The sequence below is a fragment of the Risungbinella massiliensis genome (assembly GCF_000942395.1).
Taxonomy (GTDB): domain Bacteria; phylum Bacillota; class Bacilli; order Thermoactinomycetales; family Thermoactinomycetaceae; genus Risungbinella; species Risungbinella massiliensis.
The window spans coordinates 55660-75044 of sequence record NZ_LN812103.1 but is presented as its reverse complement, the minus strand read 5'-3'; the positions used below and the strand labels follow the sequence as shown (position 1 = coordinate 75044).

General features: G+C 41.2%; 17 protein-coding genes. 1 reads left to right on the top strand and 16 read right to left on the bottom strand.

The features are described from left to right. Nucleotides 1-235: 235 nt before the first annotated feature. Complete coding sequence (locus tag VJ09_RS11345; protein WP_044641848.1) at nt 236-1516, top strand: MFS transporter; 1281 nt, start codon at nt 236-238, stop codon at nt 1514-1516. A 79-nt stretch (nt 1517-1595) separates the two neighbouring features. On the opposite strand, the gene VJ09_RS11340 is transcribed toward VJ09_RS11345, so the two are convergent. The 16 genes from VJ09_RS11340 to tilS all read right to left on the bottom strand — a co-directional run bounded on the left by VJ09_RS11340 (nt 1596) and on the right by tilS (nt 19352). Further along, a complete protein-coding gene (locus VJ09_RS11340; RefSeq protein WP_044641847.1) occupies nt 1596-2387 on the bottom strand; it encodes a hypothetical protein in 792 nt (263 codons plus the stop codon). A 372-nt stretch (nt 2388-2759) separates the two neighbouring features. Then, a complete protein-coding gene (locus VJ09_RS11335; protein ID WP_044641846.1) occupies nt 2760-4040 on the bottom strand; it encodes a tetratricopeptide repeat protein in 1281 nt (426 codons plus the stop codon). A 29-nt stretch (nt 4041-4069) separates the two neighbouring features. Continuing rightward, a complete protein-coding gene (locus tag VJ09_RS11330) occupies nt 4070-5593 on the bottom strand; it encodes an Hsp70 family protein (protein ID WP_044641845.1) in 1524 nt (507 codons plus the stop codon). Nucleotides 5594-5764: 171 nt separating this feature from the next. Next, complete coding sequence (locus VJ09_RS11325; RefSeq protein WP_044641844.1) at nt 5765-6412, bottom strand: nucleotide exchange factor GrpE; 648 nt, start codon at nt 6410-6412, stop codon at nt 5765-5767. 655 nt (nt 6413-7067) lie between these two features. Next, on the bottom strand, nt 7068-7910 hold the full coding sequence (locus tag VJ09_RS11320; protein ID WP_044641843.1) for a hypothetical protein: 843 nt from the start codon (nt 7908-7910) through the stop codon (nt 7068-7070). Between the two features lie 147 nt (nt 7911-8057). Next, nucleotides 8058-9545, bottom strand: coding sequence for a lysine--tRNA ligase (lysS, locus tag VJ09_RS11315; protein ID WP_044641842.1), 1488 nt, complete (start codon nt 9543-9545; stop codon nt 8058-8060). A 128-nt stretch (nt 9546-9673) separates the two neighbouring features. Continuing rightward, a complete protein-coding gene (gene dusB, locus VJ09_RS11310) occupies nt 9674-10672 on the bottom strand; it encodes a tRNA dihydrouridine synthase DusB (RefSeq protein ID WP_044641841.1) in 999 nt (332 codons plus the stop codon). Beyond that, the gene (folK, locus tag VJ09_RS11305) at nt 10672-11232 is read right to left on the bottom strand and encodes a 2-amino-4-hydroxy-6-hydroxymethyldihydropteridine diphosphokinase (RefSeq protein WP_082050539.1); all 561 of its coding nucleotides are present in this window, start codon (nt 11230-11232) and stop codon (nt 10672-10674) included. Before folK ends, dusB begins: the two co-directional genes overlap by 1 nt. Beyond that, a complete protein-coding gene (folB, locus tag VJ09_RS11300) occupies nt 11229-11588 on the bottom strand; it encodes a dihydroneopterin aldolase (RefSeq protein WP_044641840.1) in 360 nt (119 codons plus the stop codon). The genes folK and folB overlap by 4 nt, the downstream gene beginning before the upstream one ends. A 1-nt stretch (nt 11589) precedes the next feature. Further along, entirely contained in the window at nt 11590-12423 is an 834-nt protein-coding gene (gene folP, locus VJ09_RS11295) for a dihydropteroate synthase (protein WP_044641839.1), read from the bottom strand. A 206-nt stretch (nt 12424-12629) separates the two neighbouring features. Next, nucleotides 12630-13556, bottom strand: coding sequence for a cysteine synthase A (gene cysK / locus VJ09_RS11290; protein ID WP_044641838.1), 927 nt, complete (start codon nt 13554-13556; stop codon nt 12630-12632). Nucleotides 13557-13632: 76 nt separating this feature from the next. Further along, nucleotides 13633-14508: an Hsp33 family molecular chaperone HslO gene (hslO, locus tag VJ09_RS11285; RefSeq protein WP_044641837.1), complete on the bottom strand. Its 876-nt coding sequence runs from the start codon at nt 14506-14508 to the stop codon at nt 13633-13635. A 12-nt stretch (nt 14509-14520) separates the two neighbouring features. Beyond that, nucleotides 14521-15288 (bottom strand): type III pantothenate kinase, encoded by a 768-nt coding sequence (locus tag VJ09_RS11280; RefSeq protein ID WP_044641836.1) that lies wholly within the window; start codon nt 15286-15288, stop codon nt 14521-14523. Nucleotides 15289-15363: 75 nt separating this feature from the next. Further along, nucleotides 15364-17283, bottom strand: coding sequence for an ATP-dependent zinc metalloprotease FtsH (gene ftsH, locus VJ09_RS11275; RefSeq protein WP_044641835.1), 1920 nt, complete (start codon nt 17281-17283; stop codon nt 15364-15366). An 82-nt stretch (nt 17284-17365) separates the two neighbouring features. Beyond that, on the bottom strand, nt 17366-17905 hold the full coding sequence (gene hpt, locus VJ09_RS11270) for a hypoxanthine phosphoribosyltransferase (RefSeq protein ID WP_044641834.1): 540 nt from the start codon (nt 17903-17905) through the stop codon (nt 17366-17368). A 19-nt stretch (nt 17906-17924) separates the two neighbouring features. Further along, nucleotides 17925-19352: a tRNA lysidine(34) synthetase TilS gene (gene tilS / locus VJ09_RS11265; protein ID WP_044641833.1), complete on the bottom strand. Its 1428-nt coding sequence runs from the start codon at nt 19350-19352 to the stop codon at nt 17925-17927. Nucleotides 19353-19385: the final 33 nt, after the last annotated feature.

Sequence of the window (19385 nt, the reverse complement as noted above, 5' to 3'; positions counted from 1 at the left end):
ATCCAATAAAAAAAACATTAGAATCCATTTCCCTACTTATTCCCAGCATCCTCTGGTGCACCCCCTTTTCACAGTGGGTTTTATGATGTTGTACCCTCTGTTTTTCCATATAGTCATTATTTTAGCATGTTTCCGCACTATCACACTATAGAATACTCCACCTCTATGATAAACTCAAAATGAACGAAATGTTGTGTTAATTACTTGACAAATTCGATCAAAAGGAGGCCCTCCCTTGAACCAAAAAGCCGTTAAAAGTTGGGTACTTTACGACTGGGCCAATTCAGCATTTACAACTACCATTATGGCAGCTGTCATGCCAATCTTCTTCTCTGATGTAGCTGCTAGTAACCTCCCTAAAGCAACTGCTACAGCCTACTGGGGTTATACACAATCGATTGCACTGGTGTTTGTTTTTCTTCTCTCTCCTGTACTAGGAGCTATCGCAGATTATGCTGGTAACAAAAAAGCTTTCTTACGTTTTTTCACCTATATGGGAGCAATCGCTTCTTCCCTCTTATTCTTCGTAGGAGAAGGAGATTGGGCATTTGCCTCTTTACTAGTGATTCTAGGAACCCTCGCTTTTCAAGGAGCCACTGTTTTTTATGACGCGTTTCTCCCAGAGTTAGTTCCAGAACAAGAGCGTGATATGGTTTCTAGTCGTGGATATGCATCTGGATATATAGGAGGAGGGATCTTACTTGCAATTAATCTTCTTCTCATTCAAATGCCCGATTTGTTTGGGATTAATTCTTTACTTGCTACCCAAATCTCGTTCTTATCTGTTGGGATCTGGTGGATCGCTTTCTCCATTCCTATGTTTCGAAACGTTCCAGAATCCACCAAAAATAATAAGCACATAAGTATACCCCATCAAATCCAACGAGGATTTAAAAGTGTCTTTTCTACCATCCGCCAAATGAAACAATATCCAGAGTTACTAAAATTCCTCCTCGCCTTTTGGTTTTTTAGCGATGGGATTAACACCATTATCAAAATGGCTACCATCTATGGAACCGAGATTGGCATTGAAGCATCCGATTTGATCCTAGCACTTCTCATTACTCAATTTGTAGGATTCCCAGCTACTTTATTGTTTGGTAAAGTTGCCAAACCATTGGGTGCCAAAGCAACTCTCCAGATCACGTTGGTCATTTATTTGATTATCGTTACCCTGGGCTATTTTATGCAATCTGCAACTCACTTCTACTTACTTGCTATCATGGTTGGATTGGTTCAAGGAGGTAGCCAAGCACTTTCCCGTTCCATTTTTAGTAACTTAGTGCCAACCGAACGCAATGCAGAGTTTTTCGGATTTTTTGGTCTTACTGGAAAGTTTGCATCTATCTTTGGTCCCTTTGTATTTGGTCTAGTAGGACAGCTAACAGGATCTAGTCGCTTTGGGATCGCTTCCCTTGCCATCTTTTTCATCGGAGGGATTCTACTACTCTACTTCGTCAACTTTGACAAAGGAAAACAAGAAGCACTTACTCCATTATCTAAGGAAATGTCATAACTTTTCTTGCCGAGTTTTTTATGAAAGAACACCTTCCATGGGTTCGTTCATCCCAAGAAGGTGTTCTGTCCTTTTGGATCTAAGCCTCTTTTAAAAGCAACTTCTGATTTCCTAGAATCTCGTATGCCTTTTCCTTCTCTTCATCTGGCAGATATAGATCAACATCTAACTCTCCTAGCCATTTTTGGTGCTCCTCTATATCATGTTGAAATTCCTCCAAAATAGCCTTGAATCGATTTTGTAGACGCCGCCACTTTACTTGCCAAATCGCAATATGGCGTTGTAGATATTGCTCAAGTTGTTGACACGATCCAATATTTTGAAGCGTAATCATCACTTGATGTTGATATGTCTCTAAAACGAGAGCCAGTTCTCTTTGGATTTGAGTAACTCTCATCTCTGATAGTACTTCCATCTCAAGAGACAATTCCAACTGTTGCATAGTTTTCGCGATTAGATCAAAATTTTGTAATAATGTGACCGTCATTTCCGCAACTTTTTGAAATGCTGTCCTCGGGAAAACATCAGAGTATTCCGCAAAATATATTTCGATTTGTGTTAATATCTCCGATAACTCTCGAAAGCTTATATAATCACCAAATGGATGCAAGAATAGCTCCCGATATCGTTCTTGTAACCTTTCAAACTGAAGCACTAGATCCACTACTGGTTGGATCTCCTCAAAAGAGGGAGTACTACCATCTTCTCGTAATACAATTAGTTGTTCTGTCTCACCTGTCCGACGCTGAAAGATATAACGATGATTGGAATAGTCTACTTGAGTCAAAGAAATAACTTCTTTTCCTGCGGTTATGTTCGCAAACTCCTTACTCTCTGCTTCTTCCGGAGGTGTAAGTAAAACTGAACCCAAGGTTTATCCTTCCTTTACATCCAAAATTTCCTCTTTCAAACTTTGAACCTACCAGTCTGCCGAGACTGGCACTAGACACGACTTCACTTAGAGGATCGAAAAAAATCGTTCCAACAGTATGGATCTTCCTTACTATCAGCTCATCCATTTAGGGTACTCATAGGCTGATATAAGATTAGCTCACAAGTTACTAGGCTTCGTTTGTCTTTCTTTTGCCGTCCTTTCAGACTCCAATCAATGTCTTTTACTACTTGGAGCTTATCCTCTTTAGCAGTTCTTTTTTTATTTGGAAATTCCTTCTAAATTATTGAAAAAAATTAGACATATACAATAACTAGAATCAAAAAAGAGCATAGACCGGAAAACTCCGGTCTATGCTCTTGCTTTGGTAGGATGCCAATAGCGTTTGTAAAAGTTGTATAAGATGACAAAAGAGAGAAACAAAGGAAGAATAAAGTGATAAAGCACCAGAAAAACCAGAGTGAGTATATAAGAAAGCCAAATTGAACGCTCATGTAATGTCTCCCATACATAAGAGACATCAGTCTTTCCAGAGTTTCCAAAGTAAAGACGGCTTGTTACTCGAAATTTAATTGATCTTGCACTAAAGAAATACAACATTGGAAGAAACACTAAAAATCCAACATTTAAGTAACTAGGAACTTGATACGTAATAAAAATAAGATCTAATAAACTAAAGACAAGGAAGGTCCAACTACCTGTAAATTCCCTACCGTAGTAGCCTTTTATCTCCTTTTGGAGCATTTCAATCTCTTTTTGAAGACTCTCATTCTGTATCTTTATTCGTTTAGCTCGTTTAAGATAGAGTTCCGCTATCCTAAGATCTGCATGCGCAAGAGGATAGACACCTTCCGGGAGATATTCATGATCTTCTGGCACTCTTTTCCATGAGTAACGAGCAAACGTTATATAGGTTGATACTAACTTTTCTTGATACAGAGATTCTTCAGGTTTTTGCTCCCAACACTCTTCTAATAGTTCGATTGCTTGTCGATACTTTTGTTTCGAGAGATAATACTCGGCCAAGTCATATCGCCAAATGAGATTTTGCGGTGCTAAATCAAGAGCGTGGTGACACTTTTCTTCTGATTCAAATATTTTCCCAGATTCGCGCAGAGTTTGGCCAAGCCACCAAACTACGGTTGCATCACTAGGATCAAGATCACTAGCCTTTACGAGAGCTGAAACTGCCTTCGAGTACTGTTCTAAATGGAAGAGTGCCTTGCCATATAAAAACCACATGGCAGCTGATCCAGAATAAGTATGAGTATAAGGAATTAGTTCTTCTAAAGCGAGTAAGTATTTCCGATTTTCTAGATGCTGTTGTGCAATTTGTAAGGCATCGGCAAGTTCATCTACTTCTTCTTTACCTTCTACAAAAGTTTCATTACTTGGATTCTTTGCTTCCTCTTCTAGTAACTGCTGATCATACTCCAATCGGAGAATTGGGTCTAACAGTTGACCTTCCATTTGGGTTAGCAGTTGCAGAACCTGCTCCGCTTCTTTCCGTCGTTCTGCCGAAGGAGAGTTAGTCTTGACATTCCAGAAGCGGATTTGTCCTAAAATCCACTTACGTAAATCAGCTTGGGTGATAGAAGGAGACAGCTTAAACATCTGATAGTAGTTCTGCATCCCGCGTTCGTTCCTTTGTCTAATTCGGTTTAGCTAATTGCAAGTTTTGCTACCCGATCTGCTTTCTCCAAGACTTCCTGTTCTGTTAGGTTGGAAGTACGCTCAATATCTAATTCACCTAGCAATGTACCCGCTGTCGAATCGATAACGGTAACATGAATAATCCCATCGCTATCATAGCTAAAGATTACCTCAAGAGGTGCACCTTTTGGATATTCAGGAAGATCAATCATTCCTTCTCCAACTACTTTTACAAAATCCAACTGATTGCTTTCGCCTTCTGTCACTTGAATATGTAGTTGAGACTGGTTGTCCACTGTGGTGGTATAGTGCCCACTTACACGACTCGGAATTACCGTATCTTTTTTCAGTACGATCGAATTAACTTCTTTACCCATTTCATCTAATGCAACTACTCCCATACTATGTGAGTTGACATCTTGCACTTCAATTAGCGGGAAGTTAGCAACAGCATCCATTGGGTAGATCCCTTGTTTCATAGCTAAGATAACTCCTTGAATGGCAGCACCTTGCGCTACTACTTCATCTGGATTGACATCCATAGAAGGTTTCCGTCCTGTTACACGTTCAATAAGAGCCGGAACCATCCGCATTCTAGTTGAGCCCCCAACTAACAGAACTCGATTTATTTCATTCCAATTTAGACCAGCATCCTGCAAGACCATCTCCATAATCTTTTGGGTTTGATCTAATAGCGGACGAGTAACCTCATCGAATTTTTGGCGTGTAAGGGTAATGGAGGTGTTGACTCCGTTTGCTGACAAGAAGACACTTGTCCGCTCCCGTGAGGAAAGAGTTTTCTTCGCAATTTCCGCTTTGTCTCGCAGATCTTGTTCTAGCATTGGGTCATCCAACAAATCTGGACCACCTTGCGCTTTGAACTCTTCATTTAAGTAGTTCATGATTTCATTATCCCAATCAAAACCACCAAGGTTCTTTGCACCACCGGTAGCTAAAACTCTTAGTCCATCTGGGCTCAGACGCATAATCGTAACATCGAAGGTACCACCCCCGAGGTCATAGACCAAAATCGTCTGTTTTTCATGCATCTTATCTATGCCGTAAGCGAGAGCGGCAGCTGTCGGTTCGTTAATAATACGAAGAACATTTAATCCTGCAATTCGACCAGCATCCTGAGTCGCTTTCCGTTGGGCATCATCAAAATATGCAGGAACTGTAATGACTGCCTCATTTACAGGTTCCCCAAGGAGTGTTTCTGCGTCTTGCTTTAATCGCTTCAAAATCATGGCAGAGATCTCTTCGGGGGTATACACGTTGCCGCTTTCTGTGCGAAATTTCCACGTTTTATCTCCGACTTGACGTTTTACAAATTGGATAACGTTGAATGGGTTTGCCACCGCAGAACGCTTTGCGATGCTACCAACGATTGGATCATCTGTATCAAAGAGAACAACAGAGGGAGTTATACGCTCTCCTTCGCGGTTCGTAAGCACTTCTGCTTTTCCGTATTGGTTGACAACGGAGATTGCAGAATAGGTGGTTCCTAAGTCAATCCCTACCACTCGACCCATGACAATATCACTCCTTCGAAATCAGCTGTTTCGTAATCTATAACTTAAGACACTACAAGGTTCATATATAGAGAAAGGAAAAAGCCGAAAAGGTATTCTCTCTCCTATCAAGAGAGGAGGTACTGCATAACTTCCCTTCGACTCATTCCTAATGCATAAGTCATACTACGCTTAACCTTGGTACTTCTTAATAATAACTTTGGTTGGGCGTAATATAACATCCTTATATTTGAAGCCATTTCGAACAATATCTACAATTAAGTTATCCTCTTCTCGATCATAGGTAGGTTCTGTCTTCACTACTTCTTGATACTTTGGATCAAAGTTGTAGGAAGTCAAAATAATAGGTTCTACTCCACGACGATATAGAATTTCCATTAATTCTCCATTAAGAGACTTGAGTAATTCTGTTAACTCTGGAGAGACCTTTCCAGAGTCAATTGCATCTTTGTAGATATTTTCCATACGATCATGGAAAAGAATTAGATCAATATATAGCGGGCGCAACTGATTTAATTCTTGATCCTGTTTTAGTACATCCATTTCTTGATACAGACGTTCAAATGCTACTTCTTTTGTACGATCATACGTTAAGCGTTTTTCCACCAGTCGAACTAATGATGTGAAATTTGATTGTAGGTTGCCTAAAAAAGAGAGCACCTGTTGTTGTTGCCTCTGTTCAACTGGTTTCCCTTCTCGCGCTTTTTGTATGGAGCGTTCTCTGCTGGTCATAAACCGGCTTGCCTGTTGTGTAGGCGGAGCCTGAGGAAGTTGAGAACCTTGCTCATAAAATCGATGGTTTTCTTTCCTGGGACCCATAAGATGTTCCTCCCTATACAACAATGAAGTTGCATTAGTTCGTTCCTAGTAATCTAAAAAGGTATGTGAAAACTAGTCCCACGACCGAAACGGGGTAAAAGGAAACGTAGTATGATATTCACTATGCCCTTTTAAAATACCTTCAAAATTAACAGGAAATTTGGCAAGATTCGTAGGAGAGATTTTTCCCTATAGGTAAATCTACGCTAAAAGAGAAAGCTTTCTAGCCAATGCCTTTATATCACCATCAAGCACAGCAAGTCCCACTAAACACCATTTTACAAAGAATGAAACTTATTTACATGAGACAAAGGCATTGGTCACTTCATGGCGTATAAAAAATCTCCCATTTTCAAATATTTCTACATCCGGCCCTTCTACTACACGGTCATTATATGCGAGTTCTCTTCCCTAGACAAGCGACAATTTCCTGATTCCCCATTCGGTTGCGGGCCTTTTACTAACCATTTTTCACAACGATGGTAAGTTGGCTTTCCAACAAACAGATACGTAATCTTTTATTGGACCAATTCGCCATATAAAAGTAGTCATGCTATGCTTAAATTAGATGGAACTGGAACTTGTCCATCATAACCCCTTATACAAAAACATTCCTTGTTGTGTTAGGAAAAATGGGGTTTTTTTATAATTTACATTAATTTTTACTAGTTTGGCTATTACTTATTGTGTCTTTCAATTTTTTACTATACCATGAATTCTGGTTTCTTGCATCTATATGATAGCTCGCTTCTTCTAGAATTCGAGTAAATAGAGTTTCAGAAAAATCTCTTTTGGACAAATAGGTGAGTATAGAGCTCCAACGCGCTTTCTTACCATCTCGAACTTCTAGAAAGTAGGAACGAACTGCTACAAGAAACCACCAACTATCTAGGTTTCCCTTCTGGAATGATTGAATTCCTTCTAGTAAATATCTAGCCAATAGTCGATCTGCTCGCTGATACTCTCCCATTCTTCTCATCTCTTCTAAATGAAAGGCCAACGAGAAAAAATCTCTTCTTCTAGCTACTACTGCCTGTGCTTTTTTCTGTAACGTTTGGAATTGGATCAAATCACAATAATCCCGAAATCGAGATAGTCCTAGAGAAAAAATTTTAGGATCTAGTTCTTCTAAGTTTACATTCTCCGCGATCCTATCTGGTAACATTCCTTCTCGGCTCCATAAATGCCAATATATCTCCCACTGTGATGCATCAAATCCATATATCGTAAGAAATGATTTTTCACCTTGTATCATAGGTGTTCGTTTAAAACGGGACTGGAGCTCACGAGCCCTCTCCATTTCCCCTAACTTCATCCAAATCTCCATTTGTAAAGCAAGAACTTCCTTGTGAGCATATCCGTTCAACAGGAGAAGGGAGGTACATTCTTGTAGTTCTTTTATCACCTCTTCTTTGGATACTACTCGAAACATTCTCACTTGCGTTTGTATCTTCTCGATCCTTCGTCCAATCTCTTTTTTAGTCAAACTTTGCTTCATTCCACACATCCTTTATGGTGATATACGGTTTATTTCTCCTTCACTCCTGTTATAAGTATAGAATATCTATCTACAGAAGAAGAGAAAGTTTTACGAAAAAAAGCTCTTTGCTGATAATGGTAAATCAGCAAAGAGCTTTGAACAAAATTAACCTTGGTCTCGCATGTGGGGGAACAGAAGCACATCTCGTATAGAAGGACTATCGGAGAGTAGCATAACAAGACGGTCAATACCAATACCTAGTCCACCGGTTGGAGGCATTCCATACTCCATCGCTTCCAAGTAGTCCTCATCCATTGGATGAGCCTCTTCATTACCCGCATCTTTCTGCGCAACTTGGGCTTCAAAACGATGCCGTTGATCAATCGGATCATTTAACTCAGAGAAAGCGTTAGCTAATTCTCTTCCATAAATAAACAACTCAAATCGATCAGTAAATCTTGGATCTGCTTCATTTCGTTTCGCAAGAGGAGAGATGTCTACTGGATGTCCATAAACAAAAGTCGGTTGGATCAAATGCTCCTCCACTTTTTGTTCAAAGAACTCGTTGATTACTTGTCCATAAGTTAGATTTTCCGCAATCCCTACCCCATGGTCCTTGGCAATTTGACGAGCTTCTTCATCTGTCAACTCTTTTGTAAAGTCTACTCCACAATACTCTTGAACCAGATCGGTCATCGAACGACGAGCCCATCTTGGTGTCAAGTCGATCTCCTGACCTTGATACTGAATTTTCGTCGTCCCACGAACCTCTTGGGCAATATGGGCAATCAAGTTTTCAGTCAAATCCATGATATCCTGATAATCTGCATAAGCTTCATACAGTTCCATCATCGTAAACTCTGGATTGTGACGAGTAGAGACTCCCTCATTGCGATAACAACGACCAATCTCGTATATTTTTTCCATACCACCGACGATCAAACGTTTTAGATGAAGTTCTAAAGCAATTCGCATATAAATCTTCATATCCAATGCATTGTGATAAGTAGCAAAAGGACGAGCAGATGCTCCACTTGGAATTACATGCAAGGAAGGTGTTTCTACTTCTAAATAGCCGATGCTATTCAGATAGCTACGCATCGACGCGATGATACGAGAGCGGGTTATAAAGGTTTGTTTTACATCTGGATTCATTACTAAATCCAAATAGCGCTTGCGGTAACGTTGTTCAACGTCTTTGAGTCCATGATATTTTTCAGGAAGAGGACGCAGTGATTTGCTGAGGAATGTCACTTCGTCGGCTTTCACACTCAATTCTCCACGATTGGTTTTGAATACTACTCCTTGAATCCCCAAATAATCTCCAAGGTCAGCTGTTTGGAAAGTTTCATATTGTTCTTCGCCTACACGATCTAGACGAACATAGATCTGAATACGACCACTTAGGTCTTGTATGTGTGCAAAAGATGCTTTTCCCTGAACACGTTTTGTCATGAGACGGCCGGCGATTGTCACATGAGCCTCTTTTTGTTCCAACTCTTCTTTCGTAAATCCTTCATAATTTGCTTCTACATCTTTGGCAAGATGACTCCGTTCAAATTTTCCACCAAACGGATTCACTCCACGATCACGTAGCTGATCCAGTTTGTCACGGCGAACTTGAATCTGCTCATTTGTTTCTTCTATGGACATGCTCGCACCTCATTTTCTTAACCTATGTAAATTCATTGCATCCATTATACCTTAAGCAAGCTCTCATCTTGACAGAGTCTCACTTAACATAATGGATGCAATGTAGCGAAATCTGGATTAGGCTCTATTTAAGAAGCCGTTGCTTCTGCTTTTGCTTGATCTGATTGTCTCCCAAATGCTACTAACAAATCAGCCATACCATCGCGTGTCTCTTGCTCGTTTACTTGATCCTTGATACGAGTCGCACCACGTAGTCCTTTTAAATACCAAGCAGCATGCTTTCTCATCTCACGTACAGCCACACGTTCTCCGCGCAAGGCAACCAAACGATCCATGTGAAGAACCGCAATGCGCATTTTCTCTGTAGCAGACGGTTCCGCAGGTAGTTTACCGTTTGTTAGATACTCTACTGTACGATATAGCATCCAAGGATTCCCTAAAGCAGCTCGACCAATCATTACCGCATCACAACCCGTTGTCTCGAGCATACGCTTAGCATCCTCAGGAGAAGCAACGTCCCCATTTCCTATTACGGGAATCGAGACATTTTCTTTTACTTGACGGATAATATCCCAATCCGCCTTTCCAGTGTACATCTGAACACGTGTACGTCCATGAACAGCAACTGCTTTTCCTCCTGCTCTCTCTACAGCTTGAGCATTTTGAATAGCATAGATGTGTTCCTCGTCCCAGCCTATTCTCATCTTTACTGTTACTGGTTTATCTACTGCATCCACTACTGCTGAAACCATCTCATAAATTTTATTTGGGTCGAGAAGCCATCTAGCCCCCGCATCACACTTAGTCACTTTTGGTACTGGGCACCCCATATTGATATCAATAATGTCTGCATTGGTTTGCTTGTCTACTACTTTTGCAGCTTCTACGAGGGATTCGCGATCTCCACCAAAAATTTGCAAGCTCAACGGTTTTTCTCGCTCATCTACAAATAACATCTCTCTCGTTCGTTGATTACCATGTAAAATAGCTTTATCACTTACCATCTCCGCACAAACGAGTCCCGTACCAAATTCCTTGGCAATCAAACGGAAAGCGGGATTACATACACCTGCCATCGGAGCAAGAACAACCTTATTTTTTGGCTTTACATTTCCGATCTGAAACATTATATTTCCTCCTCTCCATTAAGTAAAACTTCCATTTGTAATGTTTTTCTCCCTGCCACTTGAAGAGCAAGGGATAATGGAGTTTTGTGTACTTCTTTCCTATCTGGAAGTTTCGCCAGATACTCTGACACTCTCCAAAATTCTCGTTCGAAAGGTTCCATAACATCTAACAACGGCACTAAGACAAACGCTCTTTCCCACATACGTGGATGTGGAATTTCAAGGTGAGAAGATTGATAGTACTCTTTTCCATACAGCAAAATATCAATATCCATCGTTCGAGGGCCCCAGCGAATAGTCCTTACTCGTTGCAATTTCTGTTCGATCTCTAAAGCAGTAGTTAAAAGCTCTGTAGCTGTTAAGTTGGTCTCTAACCGAACCGCTATATTGAGAAAGTCTGGCTGATCTACATAGCCAACTGGCTCTGTCTGATAGATCGCAGAAACTTTTGAGATAGTGATTCCATCTGACTCAGCGAGCAATTGTACTGCTTGTTGCAACTGTTTAGGACGATCACCTAAATTGGTTCCTAGTCCTAAATATGCCGTGATCGTACTCATGCTTTGTGCCTCTTGATCTCGACTCCCACTGCTTGATAATGCCCAGGAATCGGTGGGTCTGGTTTGGTGACTCGAACTAACACTTCTTCAATCGCAAATTCCTTAAGAAGTTTATGGGCTATCTGATCTGCCAACTTTTCTAGTAGCATGTACTTATGTCCCTCTACTTCTTGCCGAACCGCCTCGTAAACTTCTGCGTAATTAATAGTCTTTTGCAGGTCATCCGTCGCACCAGCAGAAGCTAAGTCTAGAAAAAGTTCTAGATCTACTTGAAAACGTTGACCAAGGCGATTCTCTTCTGGTAACACACCATGATATGCGTAGAAATGCATTTTTTGCAAAAATATCTTGTCCATGCTACTCCCCCGAAGGATGCTTTCTATATAACATCGCATCCATCATTTTGCAGACTCGAGCAATCTCTTTGACATCATGTACTCGAACAATCTGACATCCTTTTGTGATTCCTAGTGCTACTGTGGCAGCTGTTCCTTCGACTCGTTCGTCAGTCGGCAGTTCTAGAGTTCGGGCAATCAGTGACTTTCGAGAGGTACCTAACAGCACTGGATACCCCATCGTTGTAAATGCCTCTAATTTTCTCATCACCAACAAGTTATCTTCGTAACTTTTGGCAAAACCAATCCCAGGATCCAAAATGATCTGTTCATCCGTGACACCAGCCGACTTGGCAATACTTATCGATTCTAGCAAATCTGTTTGCATATCTGCTATTAAATTTCGATACTCAGCTTTTTCACGGTTCTGCATCAAAACGATCGGCACTCCCGTTTTGGCAGCCACTCGTACCATGTCAGGATCCTTTTTACCACCCCATATATCATTTAGAAGGTGTGCTCCGGCTTTTATTGCCTCTTCTCCCACTTTTGCTTTATAGGTATCAATGGAGATAGGGGCATCCACTTCACGGGAAATCGCTTCAATCACTGGGACCACTCTGTCTAATTCTTTTTCAAGCGAGACCATAGTTGCACCAGGTCGAGTAGATTCTCCACCTATATCCAAAATATCTGCTCCCTCAGCAACTAGCTTTTGTGCATGCAGAACAGCCTGTTCGATCGTATTATAACGACCACCATCGGAAAATGAGTCAGGAGTTACATTTACAATCCCCATCACTAGCGTTTTATGAGATGGAAATCGATATGAGCCTAATTGAAGGATCCTATTCATGTAGACTTCCTTTCCAATCAATCTAAGTGTATATAAATACTACCAATCTAAAAGATAGTAGGCGAATCTCTGTTTTGAAACATTAGGTAAAGGTAAAATAATGAACAGGATAAACCATTATATTTTAGCACAGGTTCTTGACAAAGCAAAAAGAAAAGCTTCTGCTATTAGCAAAAGCTTTTCTTTTCTATTCTTTACTTCCACATTTAACTATCAAATTGAAACAGGGGAGTAGTTAGATAGCGCTCTCCACTACTTGGAATAATCGCCAATACTTTTTTTCCTGCTCCTAGTCTTCTTGCCAACCGAAGTGCAGCAGCAATTGCAGCACCAGAAGAAATTCCTACCAAAATCCCTTCTTCTTTGGCAACTTTTCTCGACCACTCAAAGGCTTCTTCATTCTCAATCTGAATTACTTCATCATATAAATCAGTTTGAAGGATGGAAGGAACAAATCCAGCACCAATTCCTTGAATTTTATGAGGACCTGGTTTTCCTCCAGAGAGTACCGGAGAAGCAGTTGGTTCTACTGCAACCAATTGTACACCTTGTACTTGTTCCTTTAACACTTGACCGACACCAGTGATGGTTCCGCCTGTTCCTACGCCAGAGACAAATGCATCTAGTTGTCCATCTAACTGATCTAATATTTCTTTGGAAGTGTGTTCCAAATGTGCTTTGACATTATCAGGATTTTGGAATTGTTGTGGCATGAAATAGCTAGGGTTTTCTTTTGCTAGCTGTTCTGCCTTTTCAATCGCTCCACGCATCCCATCTGCTCCTGGTGTCAAAACCAATTCTGCTCCATACGCTTTTAGGAGATTACGTCGTTCCAAACTCATCGTGTCTGGCATCACGAGAATCGCTTTATATCCTTTGGCCGCTGCCACCATCGCCAAACCAATACCAGTATTACCACTAGTCGGCTCGATGATCGTAGACCCCGGTTTTAGCTCTCCACGCTTTTCTGCTTCTTCGATCATGCTTAGGGCGATACGATCTTTCACGCTACCACCTGGATTAAAGTATTCTAACTTGAGATAAACGTCTGCATCTGCTTTGCCGACGATATGATTTAGTTTTACGATTGGTGTTTGTCCAATCAGGTCTAAAATACTATTTGCTACTCGCATGAATATACCACCCATTTCCGATGAGTTTTTACGGAATTAATATCTCTTATATTGTATAGATATTTTCATACTTTTGTCAATTCAGCTCGCTAAGTAATTGCTTTAGATCCTCTCCCGAGTAATGGTACTTGGTATTACAAAAATGACAGACTACCTCTGCTTTTCCATCTTCGGTAAGGATTGCTTCTACTTCTTTGGAGCCAAGGCTTTTTAGAACTCCTCCAATTTGTTCTTTGGAGCAAGTACAATGGAATTGGAGATCTTGCTTATCTAGAATAGATGCGTCATCTCCCATAAGCAATCGTAATAAGCCTTCTGGTGTTACTCCCTTATGAAAGTGCTCCGTTACTCCGCCATTCATCTTGGCAATCCGTTCTTCTAACTGGGCGATTTCTTCTTCTTCAACTTGTGGCATGAGTTGAATCATATATCCACCAGCGACCATGATTTTGTCACGGTTTACTAACACACCTAATCCCACTGAGCTTGGAGTTTGTTCACTTGTTGTAAAGTAATAGGTAAAATCTTCAGCGAGCTCACCTGAGATAATAGGAGAAGCACCTCCATATGGTTCCCGCAAACCTAGATCACGATTAATATAGATCATTCCTTCTCCGACAGCACCAGAGACGTCCAATTTCCCATTCTCTTTTAAGGGAATAAGCACTGCTGGGTTATCAACATACCCTCTTACTTGACCTGTCCCATTGGCATCTACAACGATCTTCCCGATTGGTCCATCGCCGTCTACCCGAATGGTGACGCGATAGCGAGGATCTTTTAGTGTAAGACCGATAAGAGCTCCCATTGTAGCTGTTCTCCCTAAAGCCGCACTGACTACTGGTAGTGTAGTATGTGCTTTTTGTAAATCTTGCACTAAATCGGTTGTAATAGCTGCCAATCCTCGTATATGTCCACTTTTTGAAATGGCTCTAACTGCATAATCAACCATCTGATATCCTCCCTATTTTTGATTGCGTTCAAAAATCTTTTTAAGCCCAATGAGTGTCAGATACGGGTTCACCTCATCAATAGTCTCCGTATCATCAAAGAAAAGGTTCGCTAGTCCTCCTGTGGCAATAACCTTCGGACTTTGCTGAAATTCTTTTTTCATTCGCTTTACAATCCCATCCACCATACTCACATAGCCATAGTAAATGCCAGATTGTACGGAATGGGTAGTATTGCGCCCAATTACTTGACCTGGGTTTACCATCTCCACCCTTGTTAACTTCGCAGCACGTTGGTAAAGGGCTTCTGCTGAGATATTGACTCCTGGACAAATAGCTCCTCCCAGATATCGTTCTTGTTCATCAATACAACAAAAGGTAGTAGCTGTCCCAAAATCCACAATAATGAGAGGCGCTCCATAGATCTCTACTCCTGCTACCGCATTGGCAATCCGATCTGCGCCCACTTCACGGGGATTGTCACAATATAGATTAAGGCCTGTTTTGACTCCTGGACCTAAAATGATAGGCGTCTGTCCAAAATATTTTTCTGACAGCTTCCGCATCACATACGTAACAGGTGGTACCACAGAAGAGACTGCAATACCTGTGATTTCTTCGACAGAGATCTCAGCATGTGTTAGCAGATTTTGAAAAACCATAGCATACTCATCTTCTGTTGCATTTCGATTGGTTTGTACTCTCCATTGATAGGCAAGGCGATCTCCTTGATACACTCCCATTACAATATTGGTATTCCCTATATCGATCACAAACAACATAGACTATTCCCCTTTCTAAACAGAAAAAAAAGAGGCGATTCTTCCGCCTCTTTTACTCAATCGCTAGAAAAACGTTTATTTGTTCTCATCCAAATCAGTTGGGTCATCCTTTTTTTCTACAGATGCCTGCTCAGAGGTTTCTTCCTCTTTGCTATGGATGTTCACTTTGACCTCATCTTCAATCTTACCATGATCAAGCAACTGACGAATCGATTCTTCATCTAATGTTTCTCGAGTCAAGAGAGTCTGCGCCAAGAGCTCCAATTTATCTCGATGCTCAAGCAACATATCTTTGGCTCTGGTATAACAGCGGTTAATCATATCTTGCATTTCGTTATCAATATCATAAGCAACCTTGTCACTGTAGTTTTGCTCATGACCAATGTCACGTCCTAGGAAGACTTGACCTTGAGAACGTCCATACTGCATAGGAGCTAGTCGGTCACTCATTCCGTACTCTGTAATCATAGAGCGAACAATAGCAGTTGCTTTTTCAAAGTCGTTACTAGCACCGGTGCTGACCTCTCCAAAGACAATCTCCTCTGCTACGCGACCGCCTAAGAGTCCCGTTACACGATCAAGAAGCTCTGGTTTGGTTGCAAGATAACGATCTTCTTTTGGCAACATCATCGCATATCCACCAGCCTGCCCACGTGGGACAATCGTCACTTTATGTACAGTATCCGCATTTTCACAATAGTACCCTACAATTACATGACCTGCTTCGTGATAAGCTACAATGTTTCGTTCTTTTTCACTTACTACCCGGCTTTTCTTCTGTGGACCTGCAATTACACGGTCAACAGCTTCATCAATTTCATCCATCGTAATCTCTTTTTTATTAGAACGAGCAGCCATCAGAGCAGCTTCATTCAGTAAGTTCTCTAAGTCTGCACCAGAGAAACCTGTCGTACGTTTTGCCACTACATCGAGTTTAACAGACGGAGCTAGTGGTTTGTTACGAGCATGTACCTTGAGTACCGCTTCACGACCTTTGACATCTGGGCGGTTAACCAGAATCTGACGGTCAAAACGACCAGGACGCAGTAAGGCTGGATCGAGAATATCTGGACGGTTGGTTGCAGCAATCATGATAATACCCGCATTGGCATCAAAGCCATCCATCTCGACCAGTAACTGATTCAATGTTTGTTCCCGCTCATCATGTCCGCCACCAAGCCCGGCGCCACGCTGACGACCTACAGCATCGATCTCATCAATAAAGATAATACAAGGAGCGTTTTTCTTTGCCTGTTCGAATAGGTCCCGCACACGGGAAGCCCCTACCCCAACAAACATTTCTACGAAATCCGAACCACTAATGGAGAAAAATGGAACCTTTGCTTCTCCCGCAACTGCACGAGCTAGCAAGGTTTTCCCTGTACCTGGAGGTCCTACCAAAAGAACTCCTTTGGGAATCCGTGCACCAATCGCAGCAAAACGGCGGTTATCTTTAAGGAAGTCAACAATTTCTACTAACTCCGCTTTTTCCTCATCAGCCCCGGCCACATCATCAAAAGTAATGCGTTTCTTCTCTTCGTTATACAGCTTGGCCCGACTTTTACCAAAGTTCATTACTCGGCTTCCGCCACCTTGGGCTTGGTTAAACAAGAAGAAGAAAAGGAGTAAGATAATAACTAACGGAATAATCGATGTAAAGAAGGAGATCCATACCGAATCACTTTTTTGCTTTTGAAATTCGACTGGAACACCTGACGCCTCTAATTCTTTAGTCAGATTTGTCTCATGAATTGGAGCAGTGGTCGTAAATGTTTTTCCTTTTAGACCTTTGTACTCCCCTTCGATATAATATGTACCACTTTCGGGACGAACCTTTACATTGGTAATGGTTTTCTTCGCTAACGCATCGCGAAACTGGCTATATTTTATAGGGTCATTCGATGTTTCGGCGCTATTGATCAGGTTAACTACGCCGATCGTTACAAGGATGAGAATTACATATAGTAATCCGTTCCTGAGGAAGAAGTTCTTCATCCCTGGCCTCCTCTCATTCCACTTGTTCCATTTTATCACAGGGAATCTGTGCTACTCAATAGAAGATCAGATAAGATCAAACTTAGTCTTGATACACTTCTGGCTTCAAAACACCTATGTACGGCAAATTACGATACTTTTCATTGTAATCCAGTCCATAGCCAACTACAAAATAATCCGGGACTTCAAAACAGGTATAATCCGGGACTAAATTGACTGTTCGACGTGCAGGTTTATCAAGCAAAGTAACAGTGCGTACACTCGCAGCTTGACGCCCTTTTAATAGATCGACTAGATAACTGAGCGTAAGCCCACTATCAATGATGTCTTCAACAATTAAGATATGACGGTTCTCTACAGATGCGTCTAAGTCTTTGAGAATTCGAACCACACCAGAAGATTTGGTCGAAGCACCGTAGCTGGATACCGCCATAAAATCCATTTCTAGCGGAAAGTCCATCGCTTTAACTAAATCAGCCATAAATGGAACGGCGCCTTTTAGAACGCAGATGCAAAGTGGATTTAAATCACCTAGATCCTGTTTAAGGACATGTCCAAGTTCTTGGATTTTCCCTTGAATTTCATTTTTTGTAATCAGGATCTCCTTCATGTCTTGATGCATGAGGCTCCTCCTATCAACCTTATGTAAGTGTCTGAAGTCTATTCCACAAGTGATTTGGTTCCCAGACCAAATAGAGAAATTGCTTGGTCTGATTCGTGACAGGCGCTACCACTGATCTTCGTAACCCAGGCAACCAAAGGATTTCATCGTTGGATAATGTAATGATAGGATATGAATCTCGATATACTCTTGGAATCTTAGCTTCCATTAGCACATCTTTTACTTTCTTTCTCCCGTTCATTCCTTTAGAAGAAATTCGATCTCCATCCCGCCTAGAGCGAACAATCAACTCAGATCTAGCCAACAACTCTTGATCAAACACAGCAATATTTTGCTCTGGTAATTTGTGTAGTTGTTCACTAGTGTAGGTATGTAAAACACCCAATGGTGTCCAAAAGGTTCCCGGAATCGGGACTCGCTTCGCCTGAATTGTTAGATCTTCTACAAGTTCGTGCTTGTATACTAACTTGTGGTAGAAACGCTGTACGACAGCACCCGCACCAAGATCTAGCTTACCAGATGGATGGTTCCCCTGCGCCAGGTTCCTAATGCGTTCGATCACTTGAAATGTGACAGTCAAACTTGGTAGTTGCTGAGAAAGACAACTTAATATTAGTTTAACTACTCTACGTTGTAAAGCAATGGGGAGTTCTAGAAATCTTGGAATCTCGACTTCATACTCTCCATCAGGTGTAGTTTGGACCACTTTGCCAAACGCATCTTTCTCTAACTGACGCAAAAAACGGTCTTCCTCTAAAACAATTTCACTAAGTTCTAGCATTCCCTCTTTTATCCTAGGATTAAACTCTTTTAAATAAGGGATTAGATCTAGACGAATACGATTTCTCGTATAATCGCGACTTCGATTGCTAGAATCGGTACGAGGCTCTATTTTTTCCATTTCACAATATTGTTCAATCTCATTACGATCAAAATAAAGCAAAGGACGTAGGTAAGATATTCTCCCCTCAAGGCGCACCTGTTGCATTCCCTTTAGTCCTGTTATTCCTGTTCCCCGAATCATATTCCATAAAATCGTCTCCATCTGATCATCCGCATGGTGGGCAAGTAGAATTCGATCAATCCCCATATGTATTGCTACCTTTTGAAAAGCTTCATAACGTAAATGTCTGGCTACTTCCTGAGTCCCTGCATGCATTTCTTGTTTTGCGAGCTTTACTTCCACTCTCTCTACGACAACAGGAATATTGTTTCGTTCACAATATCGGCACACATAGTCCTGTTCTGCTTCGCTTTCCATATCACGCAACTGATGATTTATATGAACCACTGTTATATCCCACTGATACTTTGGTGCTAATTGATTTAATCCATGTAATAGTGCCATCGAATCTGGCCCACCTGAAACAGCAACCAACATTTTCTCCCCAACCCCAAAATGAAAAGGAGCCGCACATACGGTTTTTTCTAGTTTGGTGAGAAACAATTAAAAACCTCCCCCCTAGAAACGAGAAATCCA

Excerpts from the sequence above, each read along its gene's own strand:
- folB (WP_044641840.1), bottom strand. The coding sequence starts at position 11,588 with ATGGACAAGATATTTTTGCAAAAAATGCATTTCTACGCATATCATGGT.
- lysS (WP_044641842.1), bottom strand. The coding sequence starts at position 9,545 with ATGTCCATAGAAGAAACAAATGAGCAGATTCAAGTTCGCCGTGACAAA.
- VJ09_RS11280 (WP_044641836.1), bottom strand. The coding sequence starts at position 15,288 with ATGTTGTTTGTGATCGATATAGGGAATACCAATATTGTAATGGGAGTG.
- hslO (WP_044641837.1), bottom strand. The coding sequence starts at position 14,508 with ATGGTTGATTATGCAGTTAGAGCCATTTCAAAAAGTGGACATATACGA.
- hpt (WP_044641834.1), bottom strand. The coding sequence starts at position 17,905 with ATGCATCAAGACATGAAGGAGATCCTGATTACAAAAAATGAAATTCAA.
- VJ09_RS11330 (WP_044641845.1), bottom strand. The coding sequence starts at position 5,593 with ATGGGTCGAGTGGTAGGGATTGACTTAGGAACCACCTATTCTGCAATC.
- VJ09_RS11325 (WP_044641844.1), bottom strand. The coding sequence starts at position 6,412 with ATGGGTCCCAGGAAAGAAAACCATCGATTTTATGAGCAAGGTTCTCAA.
- cysK (WP_044641838.1), bottom strand. The coding sequence starts at position 13,556 with ATGCGAGTAGCAAATAGTATTTTAGACCTGATTGGACAAACACCAATC.
- ftsH (WP_044641835.1), bottom strand. The coding sequence starts at position 17,283 with ATGAAGAACTTCTTCCTCAGGAACGGATTACTATATGTAATTCTCATC.
- dusB (WP_044641841.1), bottom strand. The coding sequence starts at position 10,672 with ATGTTTCAGATCGGAAATGTAAAGCCAAAAAATAAGGTTGTTCTTGCT.
- VJ09_RS11335 (WP_044641846.1), bottom strand. The coding sequence starts at position 4,040 with ATGCAGAACTACTATCAGATGTTTAAGCTGTCTCCTTCTATCACCCAA.
- VJ09_RS11320 (WP_044641843.1), bottom strand. The coding sequence starts at position 7,910 with ATGAAGCAAAGTTTGACTAAAAAAGAGATTGGACGAAGGATCGAGAAG.
- folK (WP_082050539.1), bottom strand. The coding sequence starts at position 11,232 with ATGAGTACGATCACGGCATATTTAGGACTAGGAACCAATTTAGGTGAT.
- folP (WP_044641839.1), bottom strand. The coding sequence starts at position 12,423 with ATGAATAGGATCCTTCAATTAGGCTCATATCGATTTCCATCTCATAAA.